Below are 26,426 nucleotides of genomic sequence, written 5' to 3'. Positions count from 1 at the left end.
GCTATCTGCTCGATCCGCGTGAGAGTCTTGGGCGCGTTCCTGAGATCATGCACAACGGGAGGGGTAGGGGGCCGTGGCATCGGTGACGTCGGGAGGGCCCGCGCAGTTGACGCGTGCTCACCGGATCCTGATCAGCGTGGTCGCGATCGGCGTTCTGGCGATCGCCACGATCGGGTTCGCTGGCTCCTACGCAGCGGTGCGCGAACTCGCCCTACGCAAAGGCTTCGGTATTTTCGCGAACGTCTTTCCGATAGGCGTCGATGCCGGGATCGTCGTACTGCTCGCTCTCGATCTGCTGCTGACCTGGTTCCGGATTCCGTTCCCGCTGCTGCGGCAGACGGCGTGGTTGCTGACCATCGCGACCGTGGCGTTCAACGCCGCAGCGGCCTCCGACCCGCTGGGCATGGGGATGCACGCGGTGATCCCGGTGCTCTTCGTGGTCTCCGTCGAGGCCGCCCGGCACGCGATCGGGCGCATCGCCGACATCACCGCCGACAAGCACATGGAAGGCGTGCGCATCACGCGCTGGCTGCTGGCGCCGGTCCCGACGTTCCTGCTGTGGCGGCGTATGAAGCTGTGGGAGCTGCGCTCCTACGACCAGGTCATCAGGCTGGAGCAGGAGCGGCTCGTGTATCAGGCGCGGCTGCATTCGCGATTCGGGCGGGGCTGGCGGCGCAAGGCCCCGGTCGAGTCGCTGATGCCGCTACGGCTGGCCCGGTACGGCGTCCCCCTCACCGAGACGGCGGCGGCCGGTCTCGCGGCGGCCAGCATCGAGGCGCCGGTAGGCAGTTGGTTCGCCGGCCCTGAGGTGAACGCGGTCCCTGGCGCCGCCGGGTTGGAAGGGTTGGAACCGGCGCCGACCGTCGAGGCCGATTCTGCGGCCGCTCGCTCTGCTGGCGGGGAGGCGTTGGAACCTGCCGGCGGATGGAACAACGTGCACGGCGACACTGCAGATGACCGGTTGGAAGGGGCAGTCCAGGGGCGGGTGGAGCGAGAGGTCGCCTACGCGGGAGCGCCTCCAGCTCGCACCCAGGCCGACCGTGTGCCGATTGTGCACGCTCGGCTCCCTCTCGATGACCTGTCCATTGAAGGGGAACTGCAGGACGCGGAACCGGACGGCGAGTTGGAACCGGACCATGGGTTGGAGCCGGACGGGTTGGACCCGGTGGCGCTCATCGATGGCCACACCGTGAGTGTCGCGGGAGTCGACGGGCTGCAGGGGCGTGAGGCGGTGGAGGCCCTCTTGAAGTGCTTGCCTGGTGAGTTGCGGGGTCGGTCGGCGAATTCCCTTGCGCCCCATCTGGCGCCCGTGCTGGATCTGTCGGTGGGCACCACTCGCAAGTACATCGGTGAGGTTCGGCAGGAGCGGACGCGGGGCTGACGTCGTCTGTGTGGTTCCAACCCGGCGGGGCTCGGTGGAATCCCAGGGGCGTCGTGTGTGGAACGGCTGTGGCCGGAGTTGGAACGGGTGTCGCCCGTCGGTGGAATCCGCGCCGTACATCGTGCCGGTTGCGCAGATGCTTGCGCGGTGATGCCTGGGCTTGGGGCCTTCCCGGGTGAGCGGTCTGGTGCGTACCCCGGTGGCGGGTAGGTGGTCGGAGTCGGCGGAGTTCGAGCATGGCTGCAGGCGTTGGCCGGTTGCGCAAGCATCTGCGCAACCGGCCGGTAGCTGTTCGATCGGCTGGCCGGCGGGCGGTCAGGCGAGCGTGTGCAGGAGGTCTGAGGTCTCCTCGTCCATGTCTACCTGTAGTTCCATCAGGAGGTCTTCGAGGCGCTGGACGGCGCGCTCGAGACCGTGGTGGTCGCCGAGGTCGTGGTGGGCGCGGAATGCGATCCGGTGGAGTTGTTCCATCTCGGGTGCGGCGTCCAGTCCCTTGGTTGCCGCCCACAGGGCGCCGCGCGGATCGCAGACCTGTAGTCGGCGGTCGCCGAGCTCGGTGGCGACGTCGACGATGGTGGAGATCATTTCCTGGATCCAGTGTTCGGCCCAGGTGTAGCGGCGGGGTGGAACGCCGGCGAAGGGCCGGCTGCGGACCCATTCCAGTGCCTCACGCAGCGCTTGGTCGCCGTCGGGTCCGCTGGTGCGCATCCCATGGCTGGCCAGTCGTTGGAAGACGGCCCAGTCGCAGGTGACTGCGTCGGCCAGGCGGTAGCGGGCATCGACGGTGTCGCTGACGTGTGGCAGGTAGGGGTGGTTGTGCTCGTCGACGCCGAGCCAGGCGCGCAGGCGGCTGATGGCTGAGTTCCGGGATTGGCGGGAGACGTTCTTGCCCGGCCAGATCGCCTCGTCGAGGGCATGGTGGTCGCGTCCGGGGTGGAGCGCTATCCAGGCGGCGATCTCGGTTGAGGGGCGCTGGTAGCGGTCGAGTTCGCCGCGGGCTCCGGTGATCTCGACGGGGCCGAGGACGCGGATGACCGGGCCAGTGGGCTCTGGGTTGTGTGGGGGCTCCGTGGCCCTTGCCGGTGCCGGTTGTGCGGGGTGTTCGGCTGCCAACGCTGGGGGCGGGGCCATGGTGGGGGAGGGGAGCCCTGCGGGCAGTACGGCCGGGATGATCACCGCGCTGATGTCCGCGGGGGACGTGGGACTCGGCGCGTGACGTGGCTCGTCGTGTGGGGCTGGCGTGTCCTCCAGCTGCGCCTGCCCGGGGCTGTCGGCATCGAGGCCAGCGAGTTGCGAGATGAGCGCATCAGTGCCCGCGTCGCCGCCTTCCGTATCACTGCGCTCGGGCGCGCCCGCGTCCATCGCTGCGCCAGGCTCGGCCGGCTCGTCGTCGACGGCAGACTCCTGCAGTCCGCGCGGCGCGTCGGGTTCGTCCTCATCCGGTGTCGGTTCCCAGTCCCATTCCAACGCAGAGGCGGCGGGTTCCAACTGCAGTTCCAGCGGGGAGCCGACCGGTTCCACCTGTGGTTCCACCTGTGGTTCCACAGGGGTGGACGGTTGGTCGCTGGACCACGCGGCCTCGTCCTGCCCGTCGCTGGGATGCCCTTCGGCTGGGCGGGCCGGCGCGAGGTGGTCTGGCTGCCCGGTGGTGGCGAGCGAGTCGATGATGTCGTGGTAGTCCTCGTCGGCCAGGCTCAACGGGATGCAGGTCAGGTCGGTCCCGGGGATCGCCACGGCGCGCTCGTCGGTGGCCAGCTCCCATCCGCTCTCGAGGGTGGGGTGTGGGGCGCTGGTGGTGATCAGCGCGGTGGCGCTGCGCGGCCGCGCAGTGACGGCCTCCTGCAGATCGTTCCAGTGGTCCTCGGTGAAGTCGTGGGCGGCCAGGAGCACATGGGGGGTCCAGGAGGCCAGGTTGTCGCCGCCGGCGCGGGCGTGGCGCATGCTGTCGGCGTCGACCGCTTCCAGTGCGGTCTGCTGGTCGCGGTGCCAGGCGGCCAGACCATGGACGGCGGCGGTCGGATCGGGGGTTGTTGTGAGCCGTTCGGGGACCAGTTCGGTCAGCCCGGGACAGGCGGGGCCGAGGATGTGGGCGGTGAGGCAGTCCGCGAACGGGCTGGTGGCCACCTCGATGGCGAGGGTGCGCAGCACCTGCTCGCGCCGCGGGCCGGTGAGTCGGATGAGCCCGAAGTGCTCGAGGTCGACCAGCACGGAGCGGCCGTCGCCGTCGCCGCCGATGGGCAGGAGCAACGGGTAGGGGGCGTCGACGTCGCCGGTGTGGTCTGGTCCGAGGAGCTCGCTGGTGTCCGCCGGGCAGTGCCAGCGGGTCAGATCGCCGTCGTTGGTGGTGAAGGGGGCCACCGGCGGGGCGGGATCGGCCAGATAGAGGGTGAGCCCGTCGTCTCCGTGGAGTGCGGCGATCAGGTGCGGCAGGGGCCGCGCGGCCTGGGCCAGGTACACGGCGGCGGTACGCAGCGCGCCCTCGATGAGGGTGGTGCCATCGGGGTCTTCGGTGGCGCGTAGTGCGTGTTCGGTTGCGGCGGTGCTGCCGGTGGGCATGGCGATGCGGTGGCCGGGGCGTCGGGCGCGCTGCTGCCAGATGCGGCGTGCTGCAAGGGCGGTGAGCAGGGATGAGGCCAGTAGCCCGCCGCCGAGCATGACCAGGATGCTGCGGTTGACCGGGTGTGTGGTCCCGGCCGGCGCGATAGTGGTCGGTGTGGGGGAGTGCGTGGTGGGGGCTGGTGTCTGCTGTGGTGTGGGCGGCTTGGTGGGTGCGGCAGGGGTGGTCTGCTGGGCCGGTGCGGGCGTTGCCCGCGTTGGTGTGGAGGTCGGCGACGGTGTAGTCGGCACCGCGGTGGCGGGTGCCGACGGTGTCACCGGTTGCGTGGTGGCCTGGCCGCCGGCTGAGTGTGTTGGGGGTGGGGTGGGTGTGCTGGTGGGGTGCGATGCGGTGCCATCGCCTGCTGGTTGTGCCGGGAGGGCGAGCTGTTGCCCGGGCTCGATCAGGTCCGGGCTGTCGAACTGGCCGCCGTCGGGGAGGGCTTCGCCCTTGTTGAGGTTGTAGATGGCTGGCCATGCGGACGCGTCGTGCAGCTGGTCGTGGGCGATGCCCGAGAGGTTGTCGCCGCTGCGGACGGTGTATGCCGCCCGGTCGGGACGTGCCGCCTGGGTGTTGCTGGTGTCCGGGCCGGTCGCCGTGGCGGGGGAGTGGGCGTCGGCCGGCAGCCTCAGCTCGCTGCCGTCGACCAGGGCGCCGGCCTGCGTACCCGGGTTGAGGTCGGCGATGTCTTTCCAGCGCATCCCGTCGCCGAGGTACCGCTCGGCCAGGTCCCACAAGGTGTCGCCGTGCCGAACGGTGTGCGTCGGGCCAGCGGTCGGTGCGTGCGCCGCGGCGGCGGCCGGAGTGGTAGCAGGTGCGGTGCGCTGTGGAGCGGTTGCGGTGGCGGGGGCCGCGGCGGCAGTGGGAGCGGTAGCGGCCATGGCGGTGGCCGGGGTAGCGATCAGCAGGATGCCCCCGACGAGGAAGCCTGCGAGCCTTTGGGGTGCGGCCAGTCCGGGCAGGCGGGGTGTGGTGCGCCGGGCCAGGACAGCGATGATCTCGATGAGTACCGGCACGAGGCACCAGACCCATGCGACCCATGCGGCGATCGTCAGCACGGTGAACAGCAGGCTGCCGTCGTCGGGTTGGGTCAGCGCGGCGCGTACCTGGCTCAAGGTGGGCGCGTGGGTGGGCAGGGTGCCCCAGTGCCACAGCAGGTAGGGCACGCCGGCGAGCAGCGCGGCCAGTCCGATCAGGCAGACCGCGGCGCGGGCGAGGGCGGCGGGCCGCATGCGGCGCTGCATGGCAGGACGGGTGCGGGCGGGGGACATCGTGGAATCAGCCTCCGGCCTGGTGGAGCAGATGGGCGGTGCCGTGTCCGTGGATCGGCATGCTGGTGATCCCCAACAAGGTGGCGAACACCGGTTGGTAGCTGCTGGTGACCTCGACGGTGAGGGTCTGTCCGTCGGGGGCGATGCTCACCGTGCCGTTCACCCCTGCCTGGCTCAGGTAGGAGCGGGCGGCCGACTCGGCGGCGGTTGGGGAGACCACGATCGCCTTGCCGGGAATGGCTTGGGTGGGGTCGATCTGCTCGCCGCCGGCGCGGGCCGCCTCCTGGGCGACCTCATCGGCGCGCGAGGCTGCGTCCAGGGCCGCTCCGCCGTCCCAGACCAGCCCCACGACCACGAACAAGCACAAGGCCATGACCGTGTAGAAGACGGTCATGGCGCCGTCATCCCGCCGCAAGACACGCAACAGATGGCGGCTGGCGCGCGTGCGTAGCGTCCTCACAGCACCCCCACCCCGCTCTCAGCCGCTGCCAGGGACGGCAACGTCGGTGCGGCCGAGGTCCCTTCAGAATTCGTGAATCCAAGAGCTCTGGTCCGGTAGGGGTCGACGACCGAGGTGAAGTGGCCGGTCAGTGTCCTGGATCCGGGCAGGCCTGGCAGGGCGATGTCGGAGAGGGCGACCGTGCACGAGACGGTGGCCGTCACGGTGGCGGCTTGTCCCACGGGGGAGGCCACACCTTGGGAGTTGACGGTCACCTGCATGTTGGAGCAGTGGAATCCGGAGTCCTGCAGCGAGGTGCGGGCTGCGGCTTGCGCGGCTTGCTGCCCGGTGTCGGGGGTGAGGGCGAGGGAGGCTTCGCGGGCTGCGGCGTGGGCGGCGTTGTCCGCGACGCCGCGGGCGAGCATGATCCTTCCTGCTGCCACGAGCAGGCCGAGGAGCAGGATGAAGACCACGGACATCACCGCAGTCTCCAGCGCGATCCCACCGTTGTCGCGCCCCCACCATCCCGGGCGCCGCCTGGGGGGATGGGGCTGATCGGGGCGCAGCCTGCGGCGTATGCCACGCATGCCTGCCGCAACGCCCGGCCGCGCTGCTGTGCACCGGTTGGTCATCGCGTGATGGCCCTTCTCCTTCGTCCCCACCGCGGCATGAAGGGGCCGCTACCTGTATCAAGCCGCCCCCGGCGGCCCGAGGTGACCTCCAGCAGGGAAGAATCTTCGGGAGCTTGGGTCATCGGTTGATCCATCGTTCGTGGGGGGCCTGCACGCGCTGGACCACGTGCCAGGTCAAGCCCGGGACGAGGGTGGCCACATCGCCAGCCACGGTGATGACGGTCTCCGTCGCGCTGGAACCGGCGGGGGAGACGTGCGGGTGCTGCAGGGAGCCGCCCATGCGGTCCAGGAACGAAGTCGCGGCGCGCGGGCCGTCGCCCGGCGCGGCGTTGATCGACCTGCCGGCGTCGACGCCGAGTTGCGCCGCGCGGTGGGCGACTTCGCGGGCGTGGAAGAACAGGCCAGCCTGAATCGTCGCGAACAGCAGCAGGATGACCACGGGTGCGATGACGGACAGCTCCAGCGCCATCGCACCCCGATCACCCGATGCCGCGGCCGTACGCAGTCGGCGACGGATCAACGCCAGCATCGCCCTCACTCCCCCACGCCCCTCTCCCCTCTTCTCCCGGTTGGTCAGGCCCCGTTGATGATGCCGATCTTCTGGAGGACCTTGGCGTGGACGGCGGCGTAGACCAGGCCGATCAAGACGGCGACCGCGGCGAGGATGATGACCCACTCGGCGGTGGACTGTCCCCGGTCTCTTTCCGTGGTCGCGTCGCGCAGGGTGATCCAGCGGCGCAGTAGGGCGACACACAGCCGCTGTCGCGTGTGCTTCACGAGGGCTCCTTACCTTCCGAATCCACTTGCGGGCTCGGGTGATTGATCAGACGGACAAGATCCGGGAGAAGGCCGGGTAGGCCACATACAGCAAGGTGACCAGGCCGAGGACCACGACGGGCACGCCCATCTTGTGTGAGGCCTCGCTGGCCCTGGCCTGCATGTCCGCCACGCGGGCGCTGCGCAGCTGCGCGACTTGGCCTTGCAAGGTGATGTAGATGGGGGCGGATTGCTTACCGGCGAGCGCGAGCGCCTCGGCCGGGCGCGCGAGTTCGGGGATGTCGACGTCGTCGGCGAGCGTGCGCAGCGCTTCCCATGGGTCGATGGCGGCCAGCCGCGCATGCTCCAGGGCGGCGCGGATGCGCACCATGGCTGGCCCGTCGCCGACCTCGGCGGTCCGGTAGAGGGTCTCCGCGCCGCCGGCGTCGGCCAGCCGTGCCAGCGCCGCGCGCTCGAGGAATGATTCGACCTCATACCGCCAGCCGGCCCGGGCCTGCTGGGCTTGGGTCCGCGTCTCGGCCGCGGCCCTGGTCCACAGGAAGATGGCGAACAGCACGCCGGCGGCGGCTGGGGGAGCCAGCGGTGGGGTGATGCCGACCAGCGCCAGCAGCGCGGCGAGGCATGCCGGGATCATCAGGCCGGCGAGCGCGGCACCGGCCTGCTTGCCCATCTGCTGGGCCGGGCTGATCTGCAGCAGGGCAAGGTCCGCCCGGCGCAGCCGTGCCACATCCGCCAGCGGGCTGGCCAGCAGCCGTTGCCCGAGCCGCTGCGACCACTGCCCGGCGCCCGGTGCCTGCTCGACGGTCGGGGTGCGCCGAGCCCGGCTGGTACTCGGGTGCAGCAGCTCGTCCAAGTCTTGGCGCTTGGGCCGCAGTTGGCGCACCCCCAGCCCCAGGGTCGCCCCCGCAACGCCCCCGCAGACCAACGCAAGCGTCGAGATCACTGAACCCCTCCCTCAGACGCCGGATGCGTGGTGCGCCCTGGGGCCGGCTGGGCGGGCGCGAACAGCCGCGGTTCCGGTTCGGGACGGGCCATGCGCCGCAGCCACGCGAACGCGCCGACGAACATCACGGCGAAGACGCCCAGCAGGATCTGCCCGTACCAGGTGTCATACGGGCCGACCCACTGCCCGTTGATCGTGCAGACGGCCACGATCCCCAGGAAGATCAAGCTCACCAGGCGGGCTTCCTTCCGCGTCCCCGCCCGCCGTGCTTCCTCATCGCGCAGACCGGCCGCCTGCTGGGCGATGCCTGTCGCGAGAGCCTCCAGCGCCGCGGCGAGCCCGGAGCCCTTGTTGCGCCAGTGGGACTGGAACAGCAGCATCACGTGGTCGATCACCCCGTCGGCCTGCTCGTCGGCGAACGCCCGGTAGGCGTTCGGCGGAGACCAGCCCGCCTCCAGTCGCGCGGCGAGCCGGCCAATGTCCGCACGAATCACGGGTGGCACGTTGGGCACCGCGGCGATCAAGGACCGGTCCAGCGAGGTTGAGCCCGCCTTGTGCACGGCCGCCAGCTGATTGAGCATCTGCGCCAGCGCCTCCAGCCGCTCGATCCGCGGCCGCGCACCGGCCGCGCCTTCCGGATGCAGCAGGAACGGCAGGCCGACCATGGCTAGCCCGGCGATCAGCCCCTGCATCGGATAGCCCGTATACGCCCAGGTAGCGACCACCGCCACGGCGATGGCTGCGGCGTGCCAGCGGCCCCGCTGGCGCCAGGAGGCCGGCAGTTCGGCCCGCACCCGCTGCCAACGACTGATCCGAGCCGGCCGGCCAGGCTCGACGATCCTGCCGCGGACTGCCAGCACCGCCCCCGCTCCACCGAGCGCGACCGCCAGCCCGCACACCGCCGCCAGCGTCGCATCCGACCCCGTACTCACTGCGCCTTCTCCTGCTCCAACTCGCCCCACTGGCCGCCGATCTGCAGCCAGCGGGGATCGAAACCGACGTTGCTCAGGTCCTCTATAAACTCCGGAGACGGGGAGTGCTGCGGATAAGCGCGCGGATCATCCGCACGCGGGCCGAACAACGGGACCAAGGCCGGGCGGCCGTTCTCGGTCAGCCCATCGACCTGGTTGACCTCGGTGACGAACCGCTGCACCCGCCCGCCGAGCCGGGTGCGGTCGACCCGCTTGATGTACACGACCAGGTCGATGGTCTGCGACACGAGCATGTGCGCCGACTCCACGGTCATCCCCGTACGCGTGCACAACTGCACCAGGCGGGGAAGAACCACCGACGGTTGCCGGGCGTGGATGGTGCACATGCCTCCCAGACCGCCGGAGGCCATCGCATCCAACATCGCGAACGCCTCGATCGAGCGGACCTCACCGACGATCACACGGGTCGCGTTGAACCGCAGCGTCATCGGCACCATGTCCCCGACGCTCACCTCACCGATCAGATTGCCGGACCGGTCGCGCTCGCCGTTGCTCTTGCGCGCCTCGAAGGCCAGCACGTGCGGCTCGATCCCGAACGCTTGCCGGTCATCGAGGAACAGCTCCCGATCCGACTCCAGCGTCGCGATCCGCTCCTCAGCCGGCACGCAGCGCGCCAGCGCCCGCAGCAGCGTGGTCTTCCCGGCGTCCATCGGGCCGGCGATCAGGATGTTCTTCTGCGCCAGCACACAGCACTGCAGGAAGGTCGACAGCACCGAGTCGATCGTGCCCCACTTCACCAACTGCTCCAGGCCGTGCCGCATCAACCCGTGCCGACGGATCGCCACCGTCGGCCTGGTGGTCAGCAGCGTGGCAGTAGCCCGAGAGCCGTCCGGCAGCCGGAACTCCACCTCCGGCGTCGCCGGCGACAACGCCCGCTCCCCGTAACCGGACTGGGCTGCCATCAGGTTGACCCAGTCGATCAGCTCCTGGTCGGTGCTGAAGAAGCCGGGCACCCGCTGCCGGGACTTGTTGTTGTACTGGACGAACACCAAGTCCCAGCCGTCGATCGCGATGTTCTCCACCGACGGGTCATCCAGGTACCGCTGCACGGGCCCGGCCCGGTGCATCGCGTCGAAGACCGCCGTTTGCACCGTAGTCTCCTGCCCGCGCGTCAACGGCTCGTGCGCCTGGGCGTACTGCGCGGCCCACGCCGCGACCCGGCGGGCGATCGCCGAGCGACTGAAGGCCTCCTCAGCCTGCCCGACGAGCCGTTGACCCAGCTGCGCGCGCCGCTCCTGCTCCTCGGTCACATCGTCCGAGACCTGCCGGCGCAGGTCCTGGATCACCGCCCACGGCACCGGCAACGCCCCCGGCAACCCGCTCACGTCCGTCGCGCTCACGCTTCCGGCCGCTACCCGAGATGCGGGCGCGGGTGCCTCGGGCACGGGCGGGCCGACAGGCTCGGGGCGGGCCGGCTGGGCGTTGAAGAACGCGTGCCCCAAGGGAGTGCGCGGGACATGCCCGGCGTGGCCGTTGCTCGGCTGCCCGTTGGGTGTCATCGTGCCGCCTGCCGTGCTCGGGCCAGCCGCTGCACCATGCCGACCGCCGCCGGCGACAGCGCACGCGGCGACTCCTGATGGATCCGCCGGCGGGTCGACCATTCACGCAGCGGATCCGCTGCCGTGCGTGAGGCCCGCTGCAGCGCAGTCCGGCTGAACATACGCGGCTTGCGCTCCCCGGTGGCCAGGTACGAGGCCGTCGCCGTATCCCAGGGCAGCGCGGCCGCTACTGGCACCCCCAGCGCCTGACTGACCTGATGGGCCCGGAAGCCACCCGGTTCCTCGATCAGCAGCAGCCCCAACGCATCCGCCCCCGTCCCGCGCTCGGCCAGATCGCCGGCCAGGACCTGCACCATGGGCAGCGCGAGCTTCAGCGACGGTCCGCTGGAGCGCACCACGAGCAGCACCAGGTCGCTGCGGTGCAGCAGCGTCGCCGGGGACAACACCGGATGGACCCGCCCGGAGTCCACCAGCACCCGGCCGGCGTCGATGACCACATCACACTCGGCCTGCTCGTCAGCCGCCTGCAGCAGCTGAGCCAGCTGCGGCCACGTCGACGCAAGCGCCGCAGCCTGCCGCGGATCGATCAGCCCCGGCAGCAGAAAGCGGGCGCCGGAATCGTCCAACGGCACGAGGTTCTCATCCAGCCCCCGCGCGAGAGCCTCTTCACGGTCGGCGAGCGCCAACTGGTGCAGCCCCACCTCATCCCCCAGCTCACCGCGGCGCAGCCCCATCCGGATCGTGCCACCGGCCAGATCGCATTCCGCCAGCAGCACTTTCCTCGGGCTCGCCAACGCCAACGCCAACGCCGAGGTCGTCACACCGTCGGACTTCGCCGACACCAAACTGATCACGGACATCGGGCTACGACCTCGGCTCGCGCACCAGCGCTACCGCCCCGGTCCCGGCCCGCTGCGCCAGCGCGGTCGCCTCCGACGGCGCCACCGCGAGGTTGACCACCATCGCACCGGTCGAATCCAAGGTGCCGACCGACACCACCTGTCCCTCAATCGGCGACGTCCCGCTCGGCGTTCCTTGACCGGCAGCCGGCACGCTGACCGCCCACACCTTGTCGCCCGGCGCCAACTCGCCCTGCGGAGCCTGCCCGGGCTTGACCTCGACCCCCACCAGCGCCTGGCTAGCGCCCACCCCGCCACCCGCCGTCAACTCCGAGCGGGTCAGCAGCGAGCCCTTCTTCAAATCCACCGACGTGCGCTGCCCCACCACACTGGACTCATCCGAGGCCGACACCGGCGACAGCGCCGGATCCGCAGGGATCGCCGCCTGCGTCAAGTCACTTGCCTGCAGCGCCTGACCCGCCGGCACATCCTTCGCGACCGCCAACACGTTGACCCGATGGCCAGCACGCGAGACCAGCATGGCCGCCCCCAACGCCCCCACCAGCGCCAAGAGGATCAGCAGCGCCGCGGAGCCCAACCGTCGCTGACGCTTGGGCGCACCCTCGCTCGACGGCAACTGCGCGGTAAAGCGGCCGCCCGGCTGGGCCTGCGGCGGCAGCGAGGGGGTGGAGGTACTCATCGAGCGCGTGCCCTTTCCCTGATGTCAGTTGACGACCTGCAGTTGCGTGATGGTGATCTGCACCGTCGAGGTGCGGCTGGTGGTGATGTCCCCCTGCTGCCCGGCACCCGCCCAGCGAACGTCCCAGGTCGCCGTCGCGGAAACGGTGTACTTCCCGCCCGGCTGCGTGCTGGAGTCCTGCGCATAGCTGTAGCCACAGTCCGGCGAGGACGCCTTGCCATAGCTCGGGTTGTAGGGCGTGCCCGGGCCCGTGCACGTCACCGACTGGCCATCCCCCATCGACCACACCACCTGCTGCACCGTGCCGGTCGCCGTCACCGTCACCCCGCCAGCCGACGCCGACGCCGTCTGCGGACCCCAGTCCCCAGCAGTGCGGGTGACCGCCATCCACACCGGCATCCCGACCAGCCCCTTGCCACCGGGCTGCGGATTGATGTCGATCTGCGGAGGCAGCAAGGGCAGCTTCTTCATCGCCTGCTGCGCCAACTGCGCGACGTTCACCCCACCGCCCATGCCAGGTGGCGGGTTCTGGGCCCAGGTCGTCCCGCCATTGATCTGCCCGCCGTTGTACGTGCAGCTGACGTTGTACAAGGCGCCATCACCGGGTTTGTGGCCATTCCACGCTGGATCGTTCGCCGCCGGCTGTGGGTCGTCGCGCTGCCAGTAGCAGTTGTCCTGGGAGTTGAACCAGCCCAGGTCCGAGCGGTAGCAGGGCACGGTCTGGGCAGAGCCGTCGCCGCTGGGTGGGTTCATCGTGCAGGTCGCTGCGCCGCCGCCCCCGCCGCCTGTACTTCCGCCGCCGCTCTTTTGGCTACCTCCGCCGCTGCCGGGGCCCGTGACGTGCACGTAGCAGTTAGGCAGGCCGGGTGGACAGTTCACACCACCAGAACCCGGAGAGCCGTCTGCCATGGCCGCACCCGGTATGAGTGCGGCCATCGTCATCACGCCGGCCACCGTAAGGGAACGTGCTGCCCGTCGGGTCAGCATGTCCCGGTCCGATCAATCACCGAGTTGGTGAAGTACCACTGATCGCCGTACTTCTGCGCGGTGAAGGTGTTGACGTGGCGGCGGTTGTTATCAGCGGTCTGAACGGGTTTGTTCGTCACCTTGTACACGCCGACGAAGTTGGTGCTGTCGACGCAGTCCTTGATCGTGGCTGTGGGCGGCTGGGCGCCCAAGTTGATCGCCGTAACCGTCGGGGCCAGCTTCGGCTGGCCGGGGATGACGATCCCGTTCTGCTGAAGGTACGCCTCGGTCAGCTTGACGTTCTCCAAGGCCTTGTCCTGCAGGTACAGGTTCAAGTTGACGCCCTGGTAGGACCCGCTCGCGTAGACCTTCTCGGTGGCGGTCCACATCTTCTGGTAGGAGCTGAGGACCTGTTGCTGGGCCTGCGCGGTCGGATTCGGTGACGGCGTATCGCTCACTGTGGGAGAAACGCTCTGTCCGGGCTTTGAACTGCTGGATCCGCAGCCGGCCATCAGAAGCGTTGCCCCCACGAGCCCGACGACGAGGGCCTTGGGATACCGGATGATTCGATTGTTTCGGAGCGGAGTTGACGGCTCCACGGCAGTCCCCCCATGTGCGTTAAGGCTGGTGGTAGCTTCCCCCGCTGTGGTGCTCACCCGAGCGAGTCACCAGGTCAGCGACCTGCACACAACTCGGGGCACAGAGACTAGCTAGATTCTGGCCAACATGACACTGGTTATGTACAGGTATCTGTTCGCAACCTGCATCACTTTGGTCACAATAATCCGGGCGGACGGTAGGTTTATTGAGGGTTGATCATCCTCTTCGTGTGAAGCAGGGGATGCGGTCGCCCGCGGAATTTATTGAATCATGAATGTAGTTGCCCCGTCTTTCCTCTACTCGACGGTTCCTTCGTAGGTGACGCGGTGAGCGGAACCCTCACCGTCGCCGACGTCGATCGTGACGGGACCGGGGATCGCGGATGCCGGCAACGTGAAGTGAAGGGTTTCGGTGGCGGCCCGGCCTGGAGCGATCGGCGCATCCGCATAGGAGTCCGGACCGGGGCCCGGGCCGATACTCGGCCCCTGAGTGAGCGCCTGGCCATAAGAGATATTGACGATGGTGCTCATCGAGGTGGTCAGGCTGTCGTCGGAGGCGTCGTTGATGACGGTCAGATCCATCGAGCAGGCGCGCTGACCGCCTGCTGAGGGACCGTCGACGTGCACCGGGGCTAGGCGCAGGCGCGTATCGCCGTCGTCGTTCCACTCACCCAGCGCCAAGACGGTCTTGCGTGCCACGCGAGTTTGCAGCGGCTGGGCGATGGAGCGGGTGGCACCGGGGAAGCCGCCTTCGAAGAACAGCGGTGCCCGCGAAGAGCCCTCTCCAGCGATCCAGGCATGGAGGGTGAAAGTGACGGTGGCATCGCTCGGTTCAGTGCTGGCGGGCAGGGCGACGCCGATGGTGGCGGTGAGCGATCCCTGCGGTGCCGCCCGAGGCGTATCGCCGCTGGCCGGGTCCTGTTGGGGGATGCCATTGATGCCCGTTTGCGGATCCGTGAACTCCACGGCTGGCCGACCGGCAGCGCCGTAGCGGGCTGTGAGCTCGACCCGCGGTAGGGACTGGATCTGGTCGGTGGCATTGGTGAACGTCACCTGCGCTTTCGCCGCCCGCCACCCATGCGGAAGACCGGCCGCGCGGTCGCTGGGGGTCGTCGAGGTCAGCTGCGATAACCGGATGCTCCAGGCGGTGGCGTCCTGTCCGTTGACCGCACCGGGAACCTGGACGCTCGCGCCAAGCGGATGGATCCAGGCAGGCAGGGCCTGCGCCATGACGTGAGGTCGGGCGGAGGTGTCCGGAGCGTGGGCCAACTGGCGCGGGGCGCTGGAGCATCCGGCGAGCAGCATCACGGCTGCCCCGCACACCAGCCAGGTCGCCGCGTTCCTCCTCGATCCCTTCCGTGCGAGAGCCGACGTGGCGTGCTGGCTCATCGACCGTTCGATCATCGGTTCGTCCTCACTTCGGTGGCCCCGGCGGTCAGCGTCGCAGGATTGCGCTCCACCTCGACGGGTGTGCTGTGCGGATGCTCGGCCTCCCGCTGGTGGGAGCCGGATCGGCCGCGCTTGCCAAGGCCGATGAGCAGCGCGGCTGCTGCGACGAAGACGAGAGCGCCGAGGGTGATGTAGGCCGTGTACCCGTAGCGAGCGCCGACCCGGTTGTCCACGGCGAGCATGGCGTCGTAGAGGGTGTGGGAGAGCATCAGGGGGATGGCGGCGCGCGTACGCACGTAGATCAGGACACAGATCAGCGCCCACGGCACCAAAGTCAGCGCCGACAGACCGTAGTAGATGTGATACGAGAGCCGCGCCCCCACCATGGCGATGACCAGGATCGTCAAGCACGCCCGGCGCAGGCGGGGATTGGCGACGTACCGAGCGATCCGCCACGCCAACAGTGCCGGGAACACGATGACGACGACCTCTTCCCCGAACCCGGCGAAAGCGGAGGAGAGGAGATCGGCCCACAGCACGCTGTGCTGCGATCCGGACGAGTGCGAGGCCAGGGACGCGGAATGGTCCTGGGCCACGTTCCACAACGCTCCGAGGACAAAATTGGGCAGGTCGGCGAGGCAGAAGACCGCACACGTCGCCGCCAGCAGCCGCCGCGCCGGCCAGTGCATCATGCCGTACGCCGCAGGCTGTTCAACCCAGCTCAGCATGAACAGGGTCATCGCGGCGCAGAAGGCCAGCGCCAGCCCCGTCTCCAGTTCATGGCTCACGGGGATGGACGAGTACCCACTGCCGTGACCCGATGCAGGAGCCTGCGCCAAAGGCCACGCGCTTAAGACCGCGATCGTCAGATACAACCCGGCGGAATAGCACGCGACTATGTAGCAGAACGCGCGGCGCCGCAAAGACCCCCGCAGCACTTGCAGTGGCCCGCGCCGTGGCAGCGCCTGCTCGAACGGCTCGACTATCCCGGCGTACCCCCTCATTCGATCCCCTCCCGTGCGATCCGTGATCGTGAACCTTTGCACACCGCACCGGCACCCGGCTGCCCGTAAGACATTTCCTGCCACCTCGCTGCATGACGCCGCGCCCTCGACACCTGCTCGCCCGCGGTCACGCGGCCCTCGTCTGGCCGTCGAGTTGCAGGAGGGCGTCGGTCGGGGTGGGGTCGCCGAAAATAGGGGTGATGACGCGGTCCCATGGGCCGCGGGTCTGCAGCAGCTCCAAGGTGGTGACGCCGCTGATCAGCCGGTCGGCGACGTGCCGCAGCCGCAGGTCGGCTTGGGCGATGGCGCGCAGGTCGGCGGTGCGGCGCTCCAGGGCGGCGGGTGTCTTGCCGTCCAGGACGACCAGGAGGCGCGGGAAGGTGGTGTATCGGTCTCGCCACGCTTCTCCGTGCGCTGGTCGGCTGGGGCGGCCGCGGCCGGGTGGGGGAGTGGGGATGTAGGTCAGGTAGCGGGCGTATCCGCGGAGTTTGGAGGCGAGGCGCACCACGGTCTCGGTATGCCGGTCGACCTCAATGAAATACGTGAGCACGCGCCGGCGGTCGGCGTGCTGGTGGATGTAGGACAGCACGGCGTCGGCGATGACGACGGCGTCGTCACCGTGCCGGTCGCCGTCGCGGACGCGGTGGGCCCGCTCCGGCTCCCAATCCAGCGGTCCGCACTCGTGACCTAGCCGTCGCGCCGCCTCGACGAAGGCAACCCCAACGTCGTTGACGGCGAGGGTGTGTTCCTGCAGCAGGCTGGCGGCCGCCTGATCGCTCATCCGGTGCGTCCGCACGGCGACTTCGCCGCTGGCCTCGACGACCTCGGCGCCGAGCCCGGTGACGTACCACAGCAGTTCGCCCTGTCCGCTGCGGTGCCGCACCGTCGCGGTGGCTAGCCCCAGCTCACGCAGTCGGGCGAGCTGGGTGCGCAGGTACTCCGGCCGCTTGCGGTGAGCGGTCAGCAGCCGATGGAGCTGACGCAGACTCAGTAGCCGGTGCTGGTAGAGAACGGGCAGCACCTCAGCTGCCAGGGGCGACAACCCGTGGGCGCGGGGAGACAGCCAGCTGGGGTAGGGCATCAGGCCACGTCCGTTTCGGTGTGTGGGGCGTCGGGCCAGGAGTGGACGACCTCACCTCCCGGCCGCGGCCCGGGAGTACGGTCCACCGGTCCCGTGGCGGACGTGCCGGGGCGGCCCCGGACGGCGAGGTGCGCGGCGATGTCGTCATCGAGCGTGCGCAACCGATCGACGATCTCGGCGACGGAACGGCGCTCGAGGTTGGTGTCGATCGCCGCCTCCAGGGCCGGTACGCCGCGCGGGTTGTAGTAGTCGGCCAAGGCCTGGTCGATCGGCACGCCACGGACCTTGAACGGCGAGCTGGCCTGCCCCTTCAGCCGCACGCTCATCACGTACTCGAACTGCCGCAAATGGTTGATGGTCTGCGGCCCCACGTGGGAGAAGCGGGAGGTGACGAACTTCGCTTCGTCGATGTCCGCTGCGGTCGAGGAGAGGATCGACTGGTTCTGCATCAGCGCGTAGCGCGTCACCTCCGACAACCGCATCGCCATCTGCGTCATCGCCATCAACCGCACCTGGTACTTGCGCAACTGCTCGAGGATCTTCGCCAAGTAGTCGCGCGCGGCCCGGTCGATGGCAGCGACCTCATCGATGAATCCCCACAGCGCACGCCGCAGCCCCGGCGGGGTGTCCTTGCGGGAGAGGCCCGCGAGGAACAGATCGAAGATGAGCAGGCTGCAGATCAGTTCGTCCTCACCGCTGCCCGCCGGACAGACGAACGCCACACGCCCGTCATCCATGGCGCGCCGCACGTTGTAGGAGCTGCGCGGCGAGCCGAGGAACGCGCGCAGGGACAGCGAGTTGTCCAGCCGGTCCAGCGCCTGCACCACGGTCGGCAGCGCGTCCCGGGAGTAGTCCAGGAACGTGGTGGTCCAAAACCCTGCGATCTCCGGCGGCAGGTGCTCAATGACCACCTCGCGCCACGCGTCATTCATCAGCAGCGACTTGATCTGGAACACCGTCGGCTGCAGGTCCGGCCGGCCGTCGGCGACCAGGAGCAACGACAGCTCAGCCAAAGTGCGCACCGCGTTCGACAAGATGCTCCGCGCTCGGGGATAGGCCCCCCACTCCTGCGCAGCCGCCAACCCCCCGACGATCGCGGCGATCACCTCCTGGACCTGCTCGCTCCGTCGGCCCTCCATCGCCAACGGATTCCACGACGCCACCCGATCCGACATCTTCGGCGTGGCCAGGTTGATCTCCCACATGCGTGAGGCGATCGCCGGATGCGCCAAATACGGCTTCGCCCGCGCCAACGCCTCACCATGCGGATCGAGGAACCACACCCCGGCCCCGGCATACGCCCGGCAGATCGCCTGCAGCAGCCCCAACTCGGTCTTACCGAAACCCGACTTCCCGAAGAACGCCCCGAACAGCAACCCGGCCTCCGGCACGCCCCCGAACGTCACCCGCCCGTCCGCACCGGTAACCAGCCCCAGCGGCACAACGTCCTTCTGCCCGGTGAACGTGGGAAGCCCCACCGGCGCAGCCGGAACGACCCCACCACAGCGCGCCACATTCACTGCCGTGCACCCGATCGTCGGCGGCTTGAGCAGGCCAGCGATCTCCGGCACAGTGACCCACTGCCGACGTGCCGGAGCGAACTCGCCGGACTCCAGCCGCCGGTCAAACGACCGCCGACGCCACCACACATTCGAGTACGGCCGCCACCACGGCAACCGCGGCCCGACCGGGCGAAACCGGTTCTCCCCCGCGAACACCTCCACAGCCGCCAGCAGCTGATTGAGCCTCGCCCTGGCCCGCACCGGATGCGTCGCGATCACCCGCACCAGCAGCTGCACCGCGAAGACCTGCTGCCCGGGAGTGAACTTGCCCACCCCCTCCTTGACGTCGACCTGCCGCGGAACCCGCTCCGCCCGCCCACGCACACCCGGGCGTCGGCCGCCGTTCAACCCCTCCACCAGCGCCTCCCACCAGCCCAGCCCGCCGCCCAACTGCTCACCGAAGGCTTGGGGACCACGCTGCTTCGCCCGCCGCATCAACACCCGCCGCCGACGAGCGACCGCCCCGGCCGAGACGGGGATCACATCGAGGACCACATCGGCCTGCTCGCCCTCCTCACTGCGCACCCCGGCCATCGCCGCAGCCACACGCTGCAGCGGATCGGGAGCAAAGCCAGCCGCCTGAGCCAAAGGACGATGGTCAGGCATGGCCAGCACCAGCTCGGCCCGCGCCGTATACAGCCGCCGCTCCGGCCCCTGGCAAGCCGACGACACCGTGGTCTTCCGCAACTCGACCGGGCTCACCGCACACCACCCAGCAGCGACGCTGTGTCTGCGGGCAGCGGGGGAGCCCCCTCGAACCGGATCCGCCCCACCGTCGACGGCGCACCCGCGGACGCCGCGACGACCTCAACCTGTTCGAACCCCGGCATCCGCAACAGGCTCGCCGCCCGCGCTGGCCCCTCCAACAGGTAGTGCATCTCCCCGGCCGTACACGTCAGCCGCACCCGGGTCGCCGCCGCCCGCACCGGAAGCGCACCTGCGGCGGAGCGCACCGACGCCACCTGCCCGGCGAACCACTCCACCTCCGCATCCGCCGGATCGAACGTGACCGAGGGCACCAGCTCCACCGCGCACCGCTCCCGCAAGGCCGCCTGCGCCTGCCGGCGCCACCACACGTGCACCGCAACTACACCGGCGCCCACGGCCACGGAGCCGGCAGCGAGCCACCATCCGTTCTCCGCGATGCGGGCGCCCAACCAGCGCGGCAGATCCCACACGCCATCCACCAATCCCGGCAGCACGAGCCTCATCGCAGCCCCCCGCACCCACGAGACTTCACCATCGAGCCCTCCCTATCCCGGCCATGCGGCGCACAGCACGCCGTATCTACCTGGGATAAGCACCCGATGAGGCCGTCAGGTGACCGCACCGGCCGAAGAAGTTGCTCGAACCGGCGGCGCCGGGCCGTCGACCGCGTCGAGCAGTGGGCCACCGACTACAACACCGCCCAGGTCCACCGCACGATCGCCCGGTGCATCGAGCAGGACCCGCGCCGAGCACGCAGGCCGACTCGACCCGGGTGATCCCGGCGTCGCGGAGGGCCCGGCGCATGCCGTCGACGTCGGTGTTCTCGCCGAGGAGGCGGCCGCCGCGGACGTGACGGTGTTGGCGGTGCCGGTGCCGGTGGCCCGCACGGTCGCGGAGACCTCGTCGAGCAGAGGAACGGCGGCCCGCTTGAGCGGCATGGTCAGCGACAGCCCCGCCCAGCCGTCGTCCAAGCCGGCGAGGAAGGACGGGAGGCGTTCGAGGGTGCAGTCGATGGCGCGGTATGTCCAGTGGCAGTCGAGCCCGAGCGCGGTGTAGGCGGCGCGGTGCAGCACCGGGGAGAGGGCCTGTGCGACGGGTGAGCCGAGGATGGCGAGTTGCCGGGCCGCGGACGTGCTCGGGTGCGTCACGGACGGTGGTGGAGCATCGCTGAAACTCCCTAGTCGCTGGTGTAGGCGATGCCGCGCAGGACGGCGACGGGAGCGCCGCGGCCGCGCTACCCGAGGATGATGAGGACGTCGGTGATGGCGCTGGCCAGGTCGTCGCCGGGCTGGAGCGTGGGGAAGGGCTCCAGGGCGAAGGCGGTAGAGCCGGAGGTCGGGGCGGCGGCCATCGGCGTCAGGCGACTGAGCCGGTTACGGCGTGTTTGATCTGCGTGCGAAGGGCTGCCGCGTCGGCGCTGCGTGCGAAGGGTTCTGCTTCGTCGTGGAGTTCGATGAGCCGGTCGGCGACGCGTTTGGAGCCGATGCTGTCGATGTAGCTCACCGCGGTGGCGGTTTCCTGAAGGGCGCCGTCGAGGGCTCCGACGGTCAGGTGTGTGCGTGCCAGGCCGATGTGGTCGAAGACTTGGGACCGTACGCGGTGCTCGGGCCGGAGGCTTAGGGCTGTGCCGAGCCGACTGAGCGCCTTGTCGGCGCGGCGTGCTCGGCGGGTGGCGTCGTCGTCGTGTTTGGCCGCGATCTGGTGGGCTACGCCGAGGGTTGCGGACAGTTCGGCCTCGTCGAAGAAGGTCATGTATGACGGTTCGTCCGCGAAGGCGACGCGGGTGAAGGTCTCTTCGGCCTGTCCGGCGCTGCGTTCGCTGTCGTCGAGGCTGCCCAGGATGGCCTGGAACCGGGCTTCGAGGGCGGCCAGCATGGAGCGGGTGGCGGGGCTGGCCTGGCGCCGTGCTCCGTACTGGGCCAGCTGGACAAGTTCGAGGGCGTCCTCGTAGTGGCCGAGGTGGCTCATCTGGCGCGCCATGCACTGAAGGATGTGGGCGCCCAACGCCTTGTCACCTCCTTCGTTGGCCGCGTGGAGGGCGGTGATGAAGAGCCTTTGGGCGGTCTTGTGGAGGCCGGCGTCGAAGCTCATCCAGCCGGCGACTGAGCCGAGGTCGGCGACGGCGGAGAACAGTGCGCGGCCGGTTGCCTCGCTGTACGAGCAGGAGTCCAACATCGTGTTGGCATCGGCCATCTGGGCGATCACGGCTCGTCGGGAGAGCATTCCGCCGAATCGGTTGTCGGCATCGCGGTACATGCTGGTGATGGCCCGGATGCCCTCTACTTCTCTCGTGCCGATGCGTCCGGATGCGGTGTGCTCGCCGGGGCGTTCGATCAGGGCGGAGGGCTTGGCGGCGGGCCACATCTGCAAGGGGCCGAGTAGATCGTCGCCGCAGTGGATGTGTACGGCATCCGCGCTGGTGCGGGTGTGCGGCAGCATGGCTTCGCTCCGGGTGAGATAGGCGATGGCGTCGATGGTGCTGGCGGACTGCCACGGGAGATCGGGGCCGTCGTTGGGGACCGGATGCGAAGGGCTGGGAAAGCCAAGGTCCGCGCAGGTAAGAGCCAACTCGAGGCGCCCACTTAAGACCTCCGTGATCAGCACGGGGACCGGATCGCGGGGGATCTCTCCAGCGAGCCACCGCCTGACGCGGCTCTCGTCCGGGTGGATGCCTCGCAGGCCGCGGACCCTGGCACGGTCGGCTACGGCGCGGGCGAGCTGAACGCGGGACATCCCCGAGCGCGCGAGCCAGTGCGCCAGCAGCTCATTGGGCCGCCGCGTGAGCCGGGGCCTGCCCATGGATCCTCCATCTGCCGCTGAACTTCCCAGCGTAGGAGGAGTGCCAGGGGCTGGGGGCGCCATCGCGTTCTTCGCCGTAATTCGCCGAACCGGTCGCCGATTCCCGCCGAGGCAAGCGCCGCCGACCGCCGACCACCGCCGAATTCCTCGCGTCCGCAAGCCCTGGTGTTCTGGTGCTGCGTCAGCTTGCCCCCAATGAGTGCAACCCAGGAAGGGAGTTCTCTGTGGATCGGTACGTGGCCCGTCGCAACCGGCTGCTGACCTCCAGCAGGCCCTTGCCGGACTTCGATGTCGTGGCTGCGAGTGGGCCCTGGCTCCACTGCGCTGACGGCCGCAAGCTCTTCGACGGATCGAGCGGACTCATCTGCGTGAACGTGGGCCAAGGCAGCCCCGCGGTCTTCTCCCGCATCGAGGAGCAGTTCCACAGCGCCTCGTTCGCCGGCGCCGCTGTCGTGCGGCCCCACGTCCAGATGGAGCTGATGGACCGCCTGTGCCACGCCGTGGGACGTCCGCAGGACTCCGTCGCGCTGGTCACGTGCGGAACGCTCGGCGTAGAGGTCGCCGTCCAGCTGGCCCGCAACATCGCGCGTGTCCGTGGCGAAAAGCGGCGCGGGGATATCCTGACGTCCAACCTGAGCTATCACGGGATGAGCGCGCTGACCCTCGCGCTCGGCGGCAACGGCGCCCGGCGCCCGCGCCCGGAGGACGCGTTCGGCCTCGGTCCGGCCTTCCCGGCGCCCTACCCACCGGTCCACGACCACGCAGAGCGTGCGTGTGATGCCTCGTGTGCCGACGAGGTGGCGAAGGCGATCGACACCAGGGGCGCGCAGAACGTGGCCGCCGTCCTGCTGGAACCCGTCAACGGCACCACCGGCGGCGCCTATGTGCCGCCTGACGGGTACCTGCGGCGCGTGTCGCAGATCTGCCGGGAGCGGAACGTGCTCGTCATCCACGACGAGGTCCTAACCGGGCTGTGGCGCACCGGCACGCCCCTGGCCAGCAACCACTGGGACGGCGCCGAGCCGGACCTGTGCATCCTGTCCAAGGGGCTGGGCGCCGGCTACACCAGTGTGGCCGCGGTGCTGGTGTCTGCCGAGATCGCGCCGCTGCTACGGCACGAAGACGCGGACCCGCTGCCTGCGATGGGCACCATGGCCGCCCACCCCCTCCAGGCGGCGGCCTGCCTCGGTGTCCTGGACGAACTGGACTCCATGGATACCGACGCCTTCCAGGCTCGCGGAGAACGGCTCGGGGCACTCCTGCGGACCCTGACCGACCGGTCGTGCGTACGGGACGTCCGGGGTCTTGGCCATCTGTACGCAGTGGAACTCGCGCCCGGACTGCTCTGGCCCCTGATGGAGGAGGCCGAGAAGCGGGGCGTGTTCTTCTACCCGTTCACCGGAGCTGGTGCCCCGAGGAGCGAGGGTCTGGTCGTCGCCCCTCCGCTGATCTCGACGGACGAGGACATCGACTTTATGGCCGCGGCGCTCCGCGACGCGGTGACCGCCCTGGACCCAAACGGCTGAGCCGTACCACCAATCGACTGAATCAAGGAGGACATCGTGTTCCTGCCCCATCCCGTCATTGAGCAACTGTCCGACGAGCAGGTGGCGATGTGGAACCGGCACTTCGTCGGCGACGGCCACGAGCGGCCCCGCAGCGTGGAGGAGGGGATCTGGCGGCGTACCCAGGACCCGGCCAACGCGGAGCAATCCGGCTGGACCGAGGACGCCTCAGGCCGTCGGCGAGTTGTGCACTACCGGAACGACTACACGCTGGACTACACCCACCCGGTCCCCAGGCTGGTACTGGCCGAGATGTACCTGTACGTGTCGTACACCGCGCCGACCGAGGAGATCAGCGCCTACGCCAAGTCCGTCCAGGAGTGGCTCGGTGAAGGCCGATGGAAACCGCGGCAGCCGGGTATCTGGCAGCGCCGCGACCTGGCGGTATCCGTCTGCGAGTTCGACGTGCACCCGCAGGACGAGCGCGCCGACCGGGCCACGCCCGCAGGGTTCCGCTCGTTGGACGTTCTATTCACCTCCGAGGGCTACAGCAGCCCGGCGCGCACTCTGCGGAACCTTCCCTGGGACGTGCTGGCCGGCGGTATCCGCGTCAAGGAGCAGCGGGGCAACCCGGCCATTGCCGAAGACCTCGCCGGGATCTTGGACTTCCTGCCGTTCCAGGTGGAGGTGGGGTGCGGCACCTCGATCGAGGCGGGGATCCCGCCGCTGCACTACCTGCACGAGGTGTACCGGGTGACCGCGCGAAAGGACAACGCGCTCACGCAGGCGCACGCGTTCACCCTCTCCCCCCAGGCCGACACCCTGGTGCAGGAACTCCTGCTGGACGCCCCGGCCAAGGCCCGGGATCTGACACGGATGTTCGCCGCATGTTTCGTCGCGCAGCCCACCTCCGCTCACCGGGCGTTGAAGGCGCTGCATGATGCCGGACACATGATCGGGCCGGTCATCACCCACAACTTCGACGTGCTCTCCGCGCGGGCGGGGCTGCCGGAGGTGTTCGTCCGCCGGTACGACCAGAAGATCCCGCCCGTGCCCCTGCTCGATGAGGCCCGGTCCCTGCTGGTGATCGGCCTTCACGCCGACCGGCGCGCGGTGCAGGCGCGTGCCCGCGCCAAAGGGATGAAGATCTTCTACATGGACCCGGAAGGGCTGGTGGAGAACAACGTCTTCAAGGAATACCCGATCGAGGGGGCCCGGGACGGGGACACGGTGGTCCGGGCATCGGCGATCCCGGCACTCGGGCGCCTGTGCGAACTCCTCAACGTGACCGCGTAACAGACCTCCGCAAGGCCCAACTGGCCCTGTTCCAGGGCGATAGCGTCGTGGGGCCGCACACTCGGTGCGGCCCCCGGCATCAACCGAGAAGGACAGCAAGCATGCGCGTTTCCGTGATCGGCTGTGGTCACCTTGGCATCCCGCACGCGGCGGCAATGGCCGAACTCGGCCACGAGGTCATCGGCGTAGACGTCGACCAGGCCAAGGTCGACCGGCTCAACGCCGGCGAATGCCCCATCTACGAGATCGGGCTTCCCGAGCTGCTCGCCCGTCACACCGCGGACGGGCGCCTGCGGTTCACCACCAGCATCTCCGAGGCTGCCGCCTTCGCCGAGGTGCACTTCATTGGCGTCGGCACGCCGATCGATGCCGATGGCCGCTCCTACGACACCGGACAGGTCTACGGCGCCATCCGTCAACTTGCCCCCCACCTGGACCGGCCGTGCACGATCGTCGGGAAGTCCACCGTCACCGTCGGCACCACGCGCCAGGTCACCGCCCTCGCCCAGCGCCTGGCCCCCGCCGGTGAACGCGTCGACGTCGTGTGGAACCCGGAGTTCCTGCGCGAGGGGCACGCGGTGCAAGACACCCTGCGCCCGGACCGTCTCATCGCCGGTCTGACCACCGCCGAGGCCGAGAAGACGATCCGCGCCGTCTACGCCCCCATCCTGGACGCCGGTGTCCCCCTGTTCGTCACCGACCCGCAGACCGCCGAACTCGCCAAGGGCGCGGCGAACACCTTCCTCGGCCTGAAAATCAGCTACATCAACGCCGTCGCCGACATGTGCGAGGCCGCCGGAGGCGACGTCTCCCAGATCGTGGACATCCTCGGCATCGACCCCCGCATCGGCAGCGGCGGCATGAGGCCCGGCATCGGCTACGGCGGCGGCTGCCTCCCCAAGGACGTCCGCGCCTTCACCGCCTCCGCCCGGCAACTCGGCGCCGAACAGGCCGCTGCCCTCCTGCGCGCGGCCGAGCAGATCAACGAGGGCCGCACCGACGTCGCCATGGACCTCATCACCCGCGCCCTGGGCGACCGCCCCATCGAGCGCGCCCGGATCACCGTATGGGGCGCCGCGTTCAAACCAGGGACCAACGACGTCCGTGAATCCCCGGCCCTCGCCCTCGCCCACGCCCTCCAGCAGGCCGGTGCCACCATCACCATTCACGACCCGCAGGCCGTGGCCACGGCCATGATCCGCAACCCCGAATTCGACTACACCGACGACCTGCCCGCCTCCCTCGACGGCGCCGATCTCGTCGTCCTGGCCACCGAATGGCCCGAGTACCAGCAGGCCACCCCCCAGGCCCTCGTGGACCGCCCCGCCAGCCCCCTGCTCGTCGACTGCCGCACGACTTTGGACCCCGCGCCCTGGCGCACGACGGGCTGGACCGTCCACCAGCTCGGACGACCCGGAAAGTAGCACCACCCCCGAGTAGGGAAGCCG

23 protein-coding genes are annotated in these 26,426 nt (G+C 69.7%); 4 read left to right on the top strand and 19 right to left on the bottom strand.

Features of this window, described 5'->3' with window-relative positions:
* Positions 1-106: 106 nt before the first annotated feature.
* Positions 107-1,381, top strand: coding sequence for a DUF2637 domain-containing protein (locus P2L57_RS29505; protein ID WP_275819582.1), 1,275 nt, complete (start codon positions 107-109; stop codon positions 1,379-1,381).
* Positions 1,382-1,696: 315 nt separating this feature from the next.
* Here the strand turns inward: P2L57_RS29505 and P2L57_RS29500 are convergent, their stop codons facing one another.
* The 19 genes from P2L57_RS29500 to P2L57_RS29410 form a co-directional block, all read right to left on the bottom strand.
* Entirely contained in the window at positions 1,697-5,221 is a 3,525-nt protein-coding gene (locus P2L57_RS29500) for a LysM peptidoglycan-binding domain-containing protein (protein WP_275819580.1), read from the bottom strand.
* Between the two features lie 34 nt (positions 5,222-5,255).
* Positions 5,256-5,642: a pilus assembly protein TadG-related protein gene (locus tag P2L57_RS29495; RefSeq protein ID WP_275819578.1), complete on the bottom strand. Its 387-nt coding sequence runs from the start codon at positions 5,640-5,642 to the stop codon at positions 5,256-5,258.
* Positions 5,643-5,704: 62 nt separating this feature from the next.
* Positions 5,705-6,274 carry a TadE/TadG family type IV pilus assembly protein gene (locus tag P2L57_RS29490; RefSeq protein WP_275819576.1) on the bottom strand — a complete coding sequence of 190 codons (570 nt, stop codon included), beginning with the start codon at positions 6,272-6,274 and terminating at the stop codon, positions 5,705-5,707.
* A 163-nt stretch (positions 6,275-6,437) separates the two neighbouring features.
* The gene (locus P2L57_RS29485; protein ID WP_275819573.1) at positions 6,438-6,848 is read right to left on the bottom strand and encodes a TadE/TadG family type IV pilus assembly protein; all 411 of its coding nucleotides are present in this window, start codon (positions 6,846-6,848) and stop codon (positions 6,438-6,440) included.
* A 44-nt stretch (positions 6,849-6,892) separates the two neighbouring features.
* Positions 6,893-7,096, bottom strand: a complete 204-nt coding sequence (locus tag P2L57_RS29480) for a hypothetical protein (RefSeq protein WP_275819571.1) — start codon at positions 7,094-7,096, stop codon at positions 6,893-6,895.
* A gap of 46 nt (positions 7,097-7,142) precedes the next feature.
* On the bottom strand, positions 7,143-8,039 hold the full coding sequence (locus P2L57_RS29475; protein ID WP_275819569.1) for a hypothetical protein: 897 nt from the start codon (positions 8,037-8,039) through the stop codon (positions 7,143-7,145).
* Positions 8,036-8,971, bottom strand: a complete 936-nt coding sequence (locus P2L57_RS40365) for a type II secretion system F family protein (protein WP_275819567.1) — start codon at positions 8,969-8,971, stop codon at positions 8,036-8,038. The genes P2L57_RS29475 and P2L57_RS40365 overlap by 4 nt, the downstream gene beginning before the upstream one ends.
* Positions 8,968-10,371, bottom strand: coding sequence for a TadA family conjugal transfer-associated ATPase (locus P2L57_RS29465; protein WP_275819565.1), 1,404 nt, complete (start codon positions 10,369-10,371; stop codon positions 8,968-8,970). The genes P2L57_RS40365 and P2L57_RS29465 overlap by 4 nt, the downstream gene beginning before the upstream one ends.
* 155 nt (positions 10,372-10,526) lie before the next feature.
* Positions 10,527-11,390 (bottom strand): CpaE/TadZ family protein, encoded by an 864-nt coding sequence (locus tag P2L57_RS29460; RefSeq protein ID WP_275819563.1) that lies wholly within the window; start codon positions 11,388-11,390, stop codon positions 10,527-10,529.
* A 4-nt stretch (positions 11,391-11,394) separates the two neighbouring features.
* Positions 11,395-12,069, bottom strand: a complete 675-nt coding sequence (locus P2L57_RS29455; protein WP_275819561.1) for an SAF domain-containing protein — start codon at positions 12,067-12,069, stop codon at positions 11,395-11,397.
* Between the two features lie 24 nt (positions 12,070-12,093).
* A complete protein-coding gene (locus P2L57_RS29450; protein ID WP_372515977.1) occupies positions 12,094-13,014 on the bottom strand; it encodes an ATP/GTP-binding protein in 921 nt (306 codons plus the stop codon).
* 35 nt (positions 13,015-13,049) lie between these two features.
* Positions 13,050-13,493 carry a hypothetical protein gene (locus tag P2L57_RS29445; RefSeq protein ID WP_275819559.1) on the bottom strand — a complete coding sequence of 148 codons (444 nt, stop codon included), beginning with the start codon at positions 13,491-13,493 and terminating at the stop codon, positions 13,050-13,052.
* Positions 13,494-13,931: 438 nt separating this feature from the next.
* Entirely contained in the window at positions 13,932-14,864 is a 933-nt protein-coding gene (locus P2L57_RS29440) for a hypothetical protein (protein WP_275819557.1), read from the bottom strand.
* A gap of 170 nt (positions 14,865-15,034) precedes the next feature.
* A complete protein-coding gene (locus P2L57_RS29435; RefSeq protein ID WP_275819555.1) occupies positions 15,035-15,811 on the bottom strand; it encodes a hypothetical protein in 777 nt (258 codons plus the stop codon).
* 343 nt (positions 15,812-16,154) lie between these two features.
* Positions 16,155-17,108, bottom strand: a complete 954-nt coding sequence (locus P2L57_RS29430; RefSeq protein WP_275819553.1) for a replication-relaxation family protein — start codon at positions 17,106-17,108, stop codon at positions 16,155-16,157.
* Entirely contained in the window at positions 17,108-19,372 is a 2,265-nt protein-coding gene (locus tag P2L57_RS29425) for a type IV secretory system conjugative DNA transfer family protein (protein ID WP_275819551.1), read from the bottom strand. Before P2L57_RS29425 ends, P2L57_RS29430 begins: the two co-directional genes overlap by 1 nt.
* Positions 19,369-19,881 carry a hypothetical protein gene (locus tag P2L57_RS29420; RefSeq protein ID WP_275819549.1) on the bottom strand — a complete coding sequence of 171 codons (513 nt, stop codon included), beginning with the start codon at positions 19,879-19,881 and terminating at the stop codon, positions 19,369-19,371. Before P2L57_RS29420 ends, P2L57_RS29425 begins: the two co-directional genes overlap by 4 nt.
* Positions 19,882-19,986: 105 nt before the next feature.
* Positions 19,987-20,526, bottom strand: a complete 540-nt coding sequence (locus P2L57_RS40360) for a hypothetical protein (RefSeq protein ID WP_308292524.1) — start codon at positions 20,524-20,526, stop codon at positions 19,987-19,989.
* A gap of 208 nt (positions 20,527-20,734) precedes the next feature.
* Positions 20,735-22,177, bottom strand: a complete 1,443-nt coding sequence (locus P2L57_RS29410) for an NsdA family TPR-like regulatory protein (protein WP_275819547.1) — start codon at positions 22,175-22,177, stop codon at positions 20,735-20,737.
* 224 nt (positions 22,178-22,401) lie between these two features.
* Between P2L57_RS29410 and P2L57_RS29405 the strand changes: the two genes are divergently transcribed.
* The 3 genes from P2L57_RS29405 to P2L57_RS29395 all read left to right on the top strand — a co-directional run bounded on the left by P2L57_RS29405 (position 22,402) and on the right by P2L57_RS29395 (position 26,402).
* On the top strand, positions 22,402-23,703 hold the full coding sequence (locus tag P2L57_RS29405; RefSeq protein ID WP_275819545.1) for an aminotransferase class III-fold pyridoxal phosphate-dependent enzyme: 1,302 nt from the start codon (positions 22,402-22,404) through the stop codon (positions 23,701-23,703).
* Between the two features lie 36 nt (positions 23,704-23,739).
* Positions 23,740-24,978: an SIR2 family protein gene (locus P2L57_RS29400; protein ID WP_275819543.1), complete on the top strand. Its 1,239-nt coding sequence runs from the start codon at positions 23,740-23,742 to the stop codon at positions 24,976-24,978.
* 101 nt (positions 24,979-25,079) lie between these two features.
* Entirely contained in the window at positions 25,080-26,402 is a 1,323-nt protein-coding gene (locus tag P2L57_RS29395; protein ID WP_275819541.1) for a UDP-glucose dehydrogenase family protein, read from the top strand.
* Positions 26,403-26,426 lie beyond the last annotated feature (24 nt).

Source organism: Streptantibioticus ferralitis (assembly GCF_029223525.1).
GTDB lineage: Bacteria > Actinomycetota > Actinomycetes > Streptomycetales > Streptomycetaceae > Streptantibioticus_A > Streptantibioticus_A ferralitis.
Note: the sequence above shows the minus strand (reverse complement) of the source record. Positions and strands in the feature narration are given on the sequence as shown.

Excerpts from the sequence above, each read along its gene's own strand:
- P2L57_RS29455 (WP_275819561.1), bottom strand. The coding sequence starts at position 12,069 with ATGAGTACCTCCACCCCCTCGCTGCCGCCGCAGGCCCAGCCGGGCGGC.
- P2L57_RS29395 (WP_275819541.1), top strand. The coding sequence starts at position 25,080 with ATGCGCGTTTCCGTGATCGGCTGTGGTCACCTTGGCATCCCGCACGCG.
- P2L57_RS29410 (WP_275819547.1), bottom strand. The coding sequence starts at position 22,177 with ATGGGCAGGCCCCGGCTCACGCGGCGGCCCAATGAGCTGCTGGCGCAC.
- P2L57_RS29495 (WP_275819578.1), bottom strand. The coding sequence starts at position 5,642 with ATGACCGTCTTCTACACGGTCATGGCCTTGTGCTTGTTCGTGGTCGTG.
- P2L57_RS29430 (WP_275819553.1), bottom strand. The coding sequence starts at position 17,108 with ATGCCCTACCCCAGCTGGCTGTCTCCCCGCGCCCACGGGTTGTCGCCC.
- P2L57_RS29485 (WP_275819573.1), bottom strand. The coding sequence starts at position 6,848 with ATGCTGGCGTTGATCCGTCGCCGACTGCGTACGGCCGCGGCATCGGGT.
- P2L57_RS29500 (WP_275819580.1), bottom strand. The coding sequence starts at position 5,221 with ATGCAGCGCCGCATGCGGCCCGCCGCCCTCGCCCGCGCCGCGGTCTGC.
- P2L57_RS29460 (WP_275819563.1), bottom strand. The coding sequence starts at position 11,390 with ATGTCCGTGATCAGTTTGGTGTCGGCGAAGTCCGACGGTGTGACGACC.
- P2L57_RS29420 (WP_275819549.1), bottom strand. The coding sequence starts at position 19,881 with ATGAGGCTCGTGCTGCCGGGATTGGTGGATGGCGTGTGGGATCTGCCG.
- P2L57_RS29440 (WP_275819557.1), bottom strand. The coding sequence starts at position 14,864 with ATGGCGCAGGCCCTGCCTGCCTGGATCCATCCGCTTGGCGCGAGCGTC.
- P2L57_RS29490 (WP_275819576.1), bottom strand. The coding sequence starts at position 6,274 with ATGCGTGGCATACGCCGCAGGCTGCGCCCCGATCAGCCCCATCCCCCC.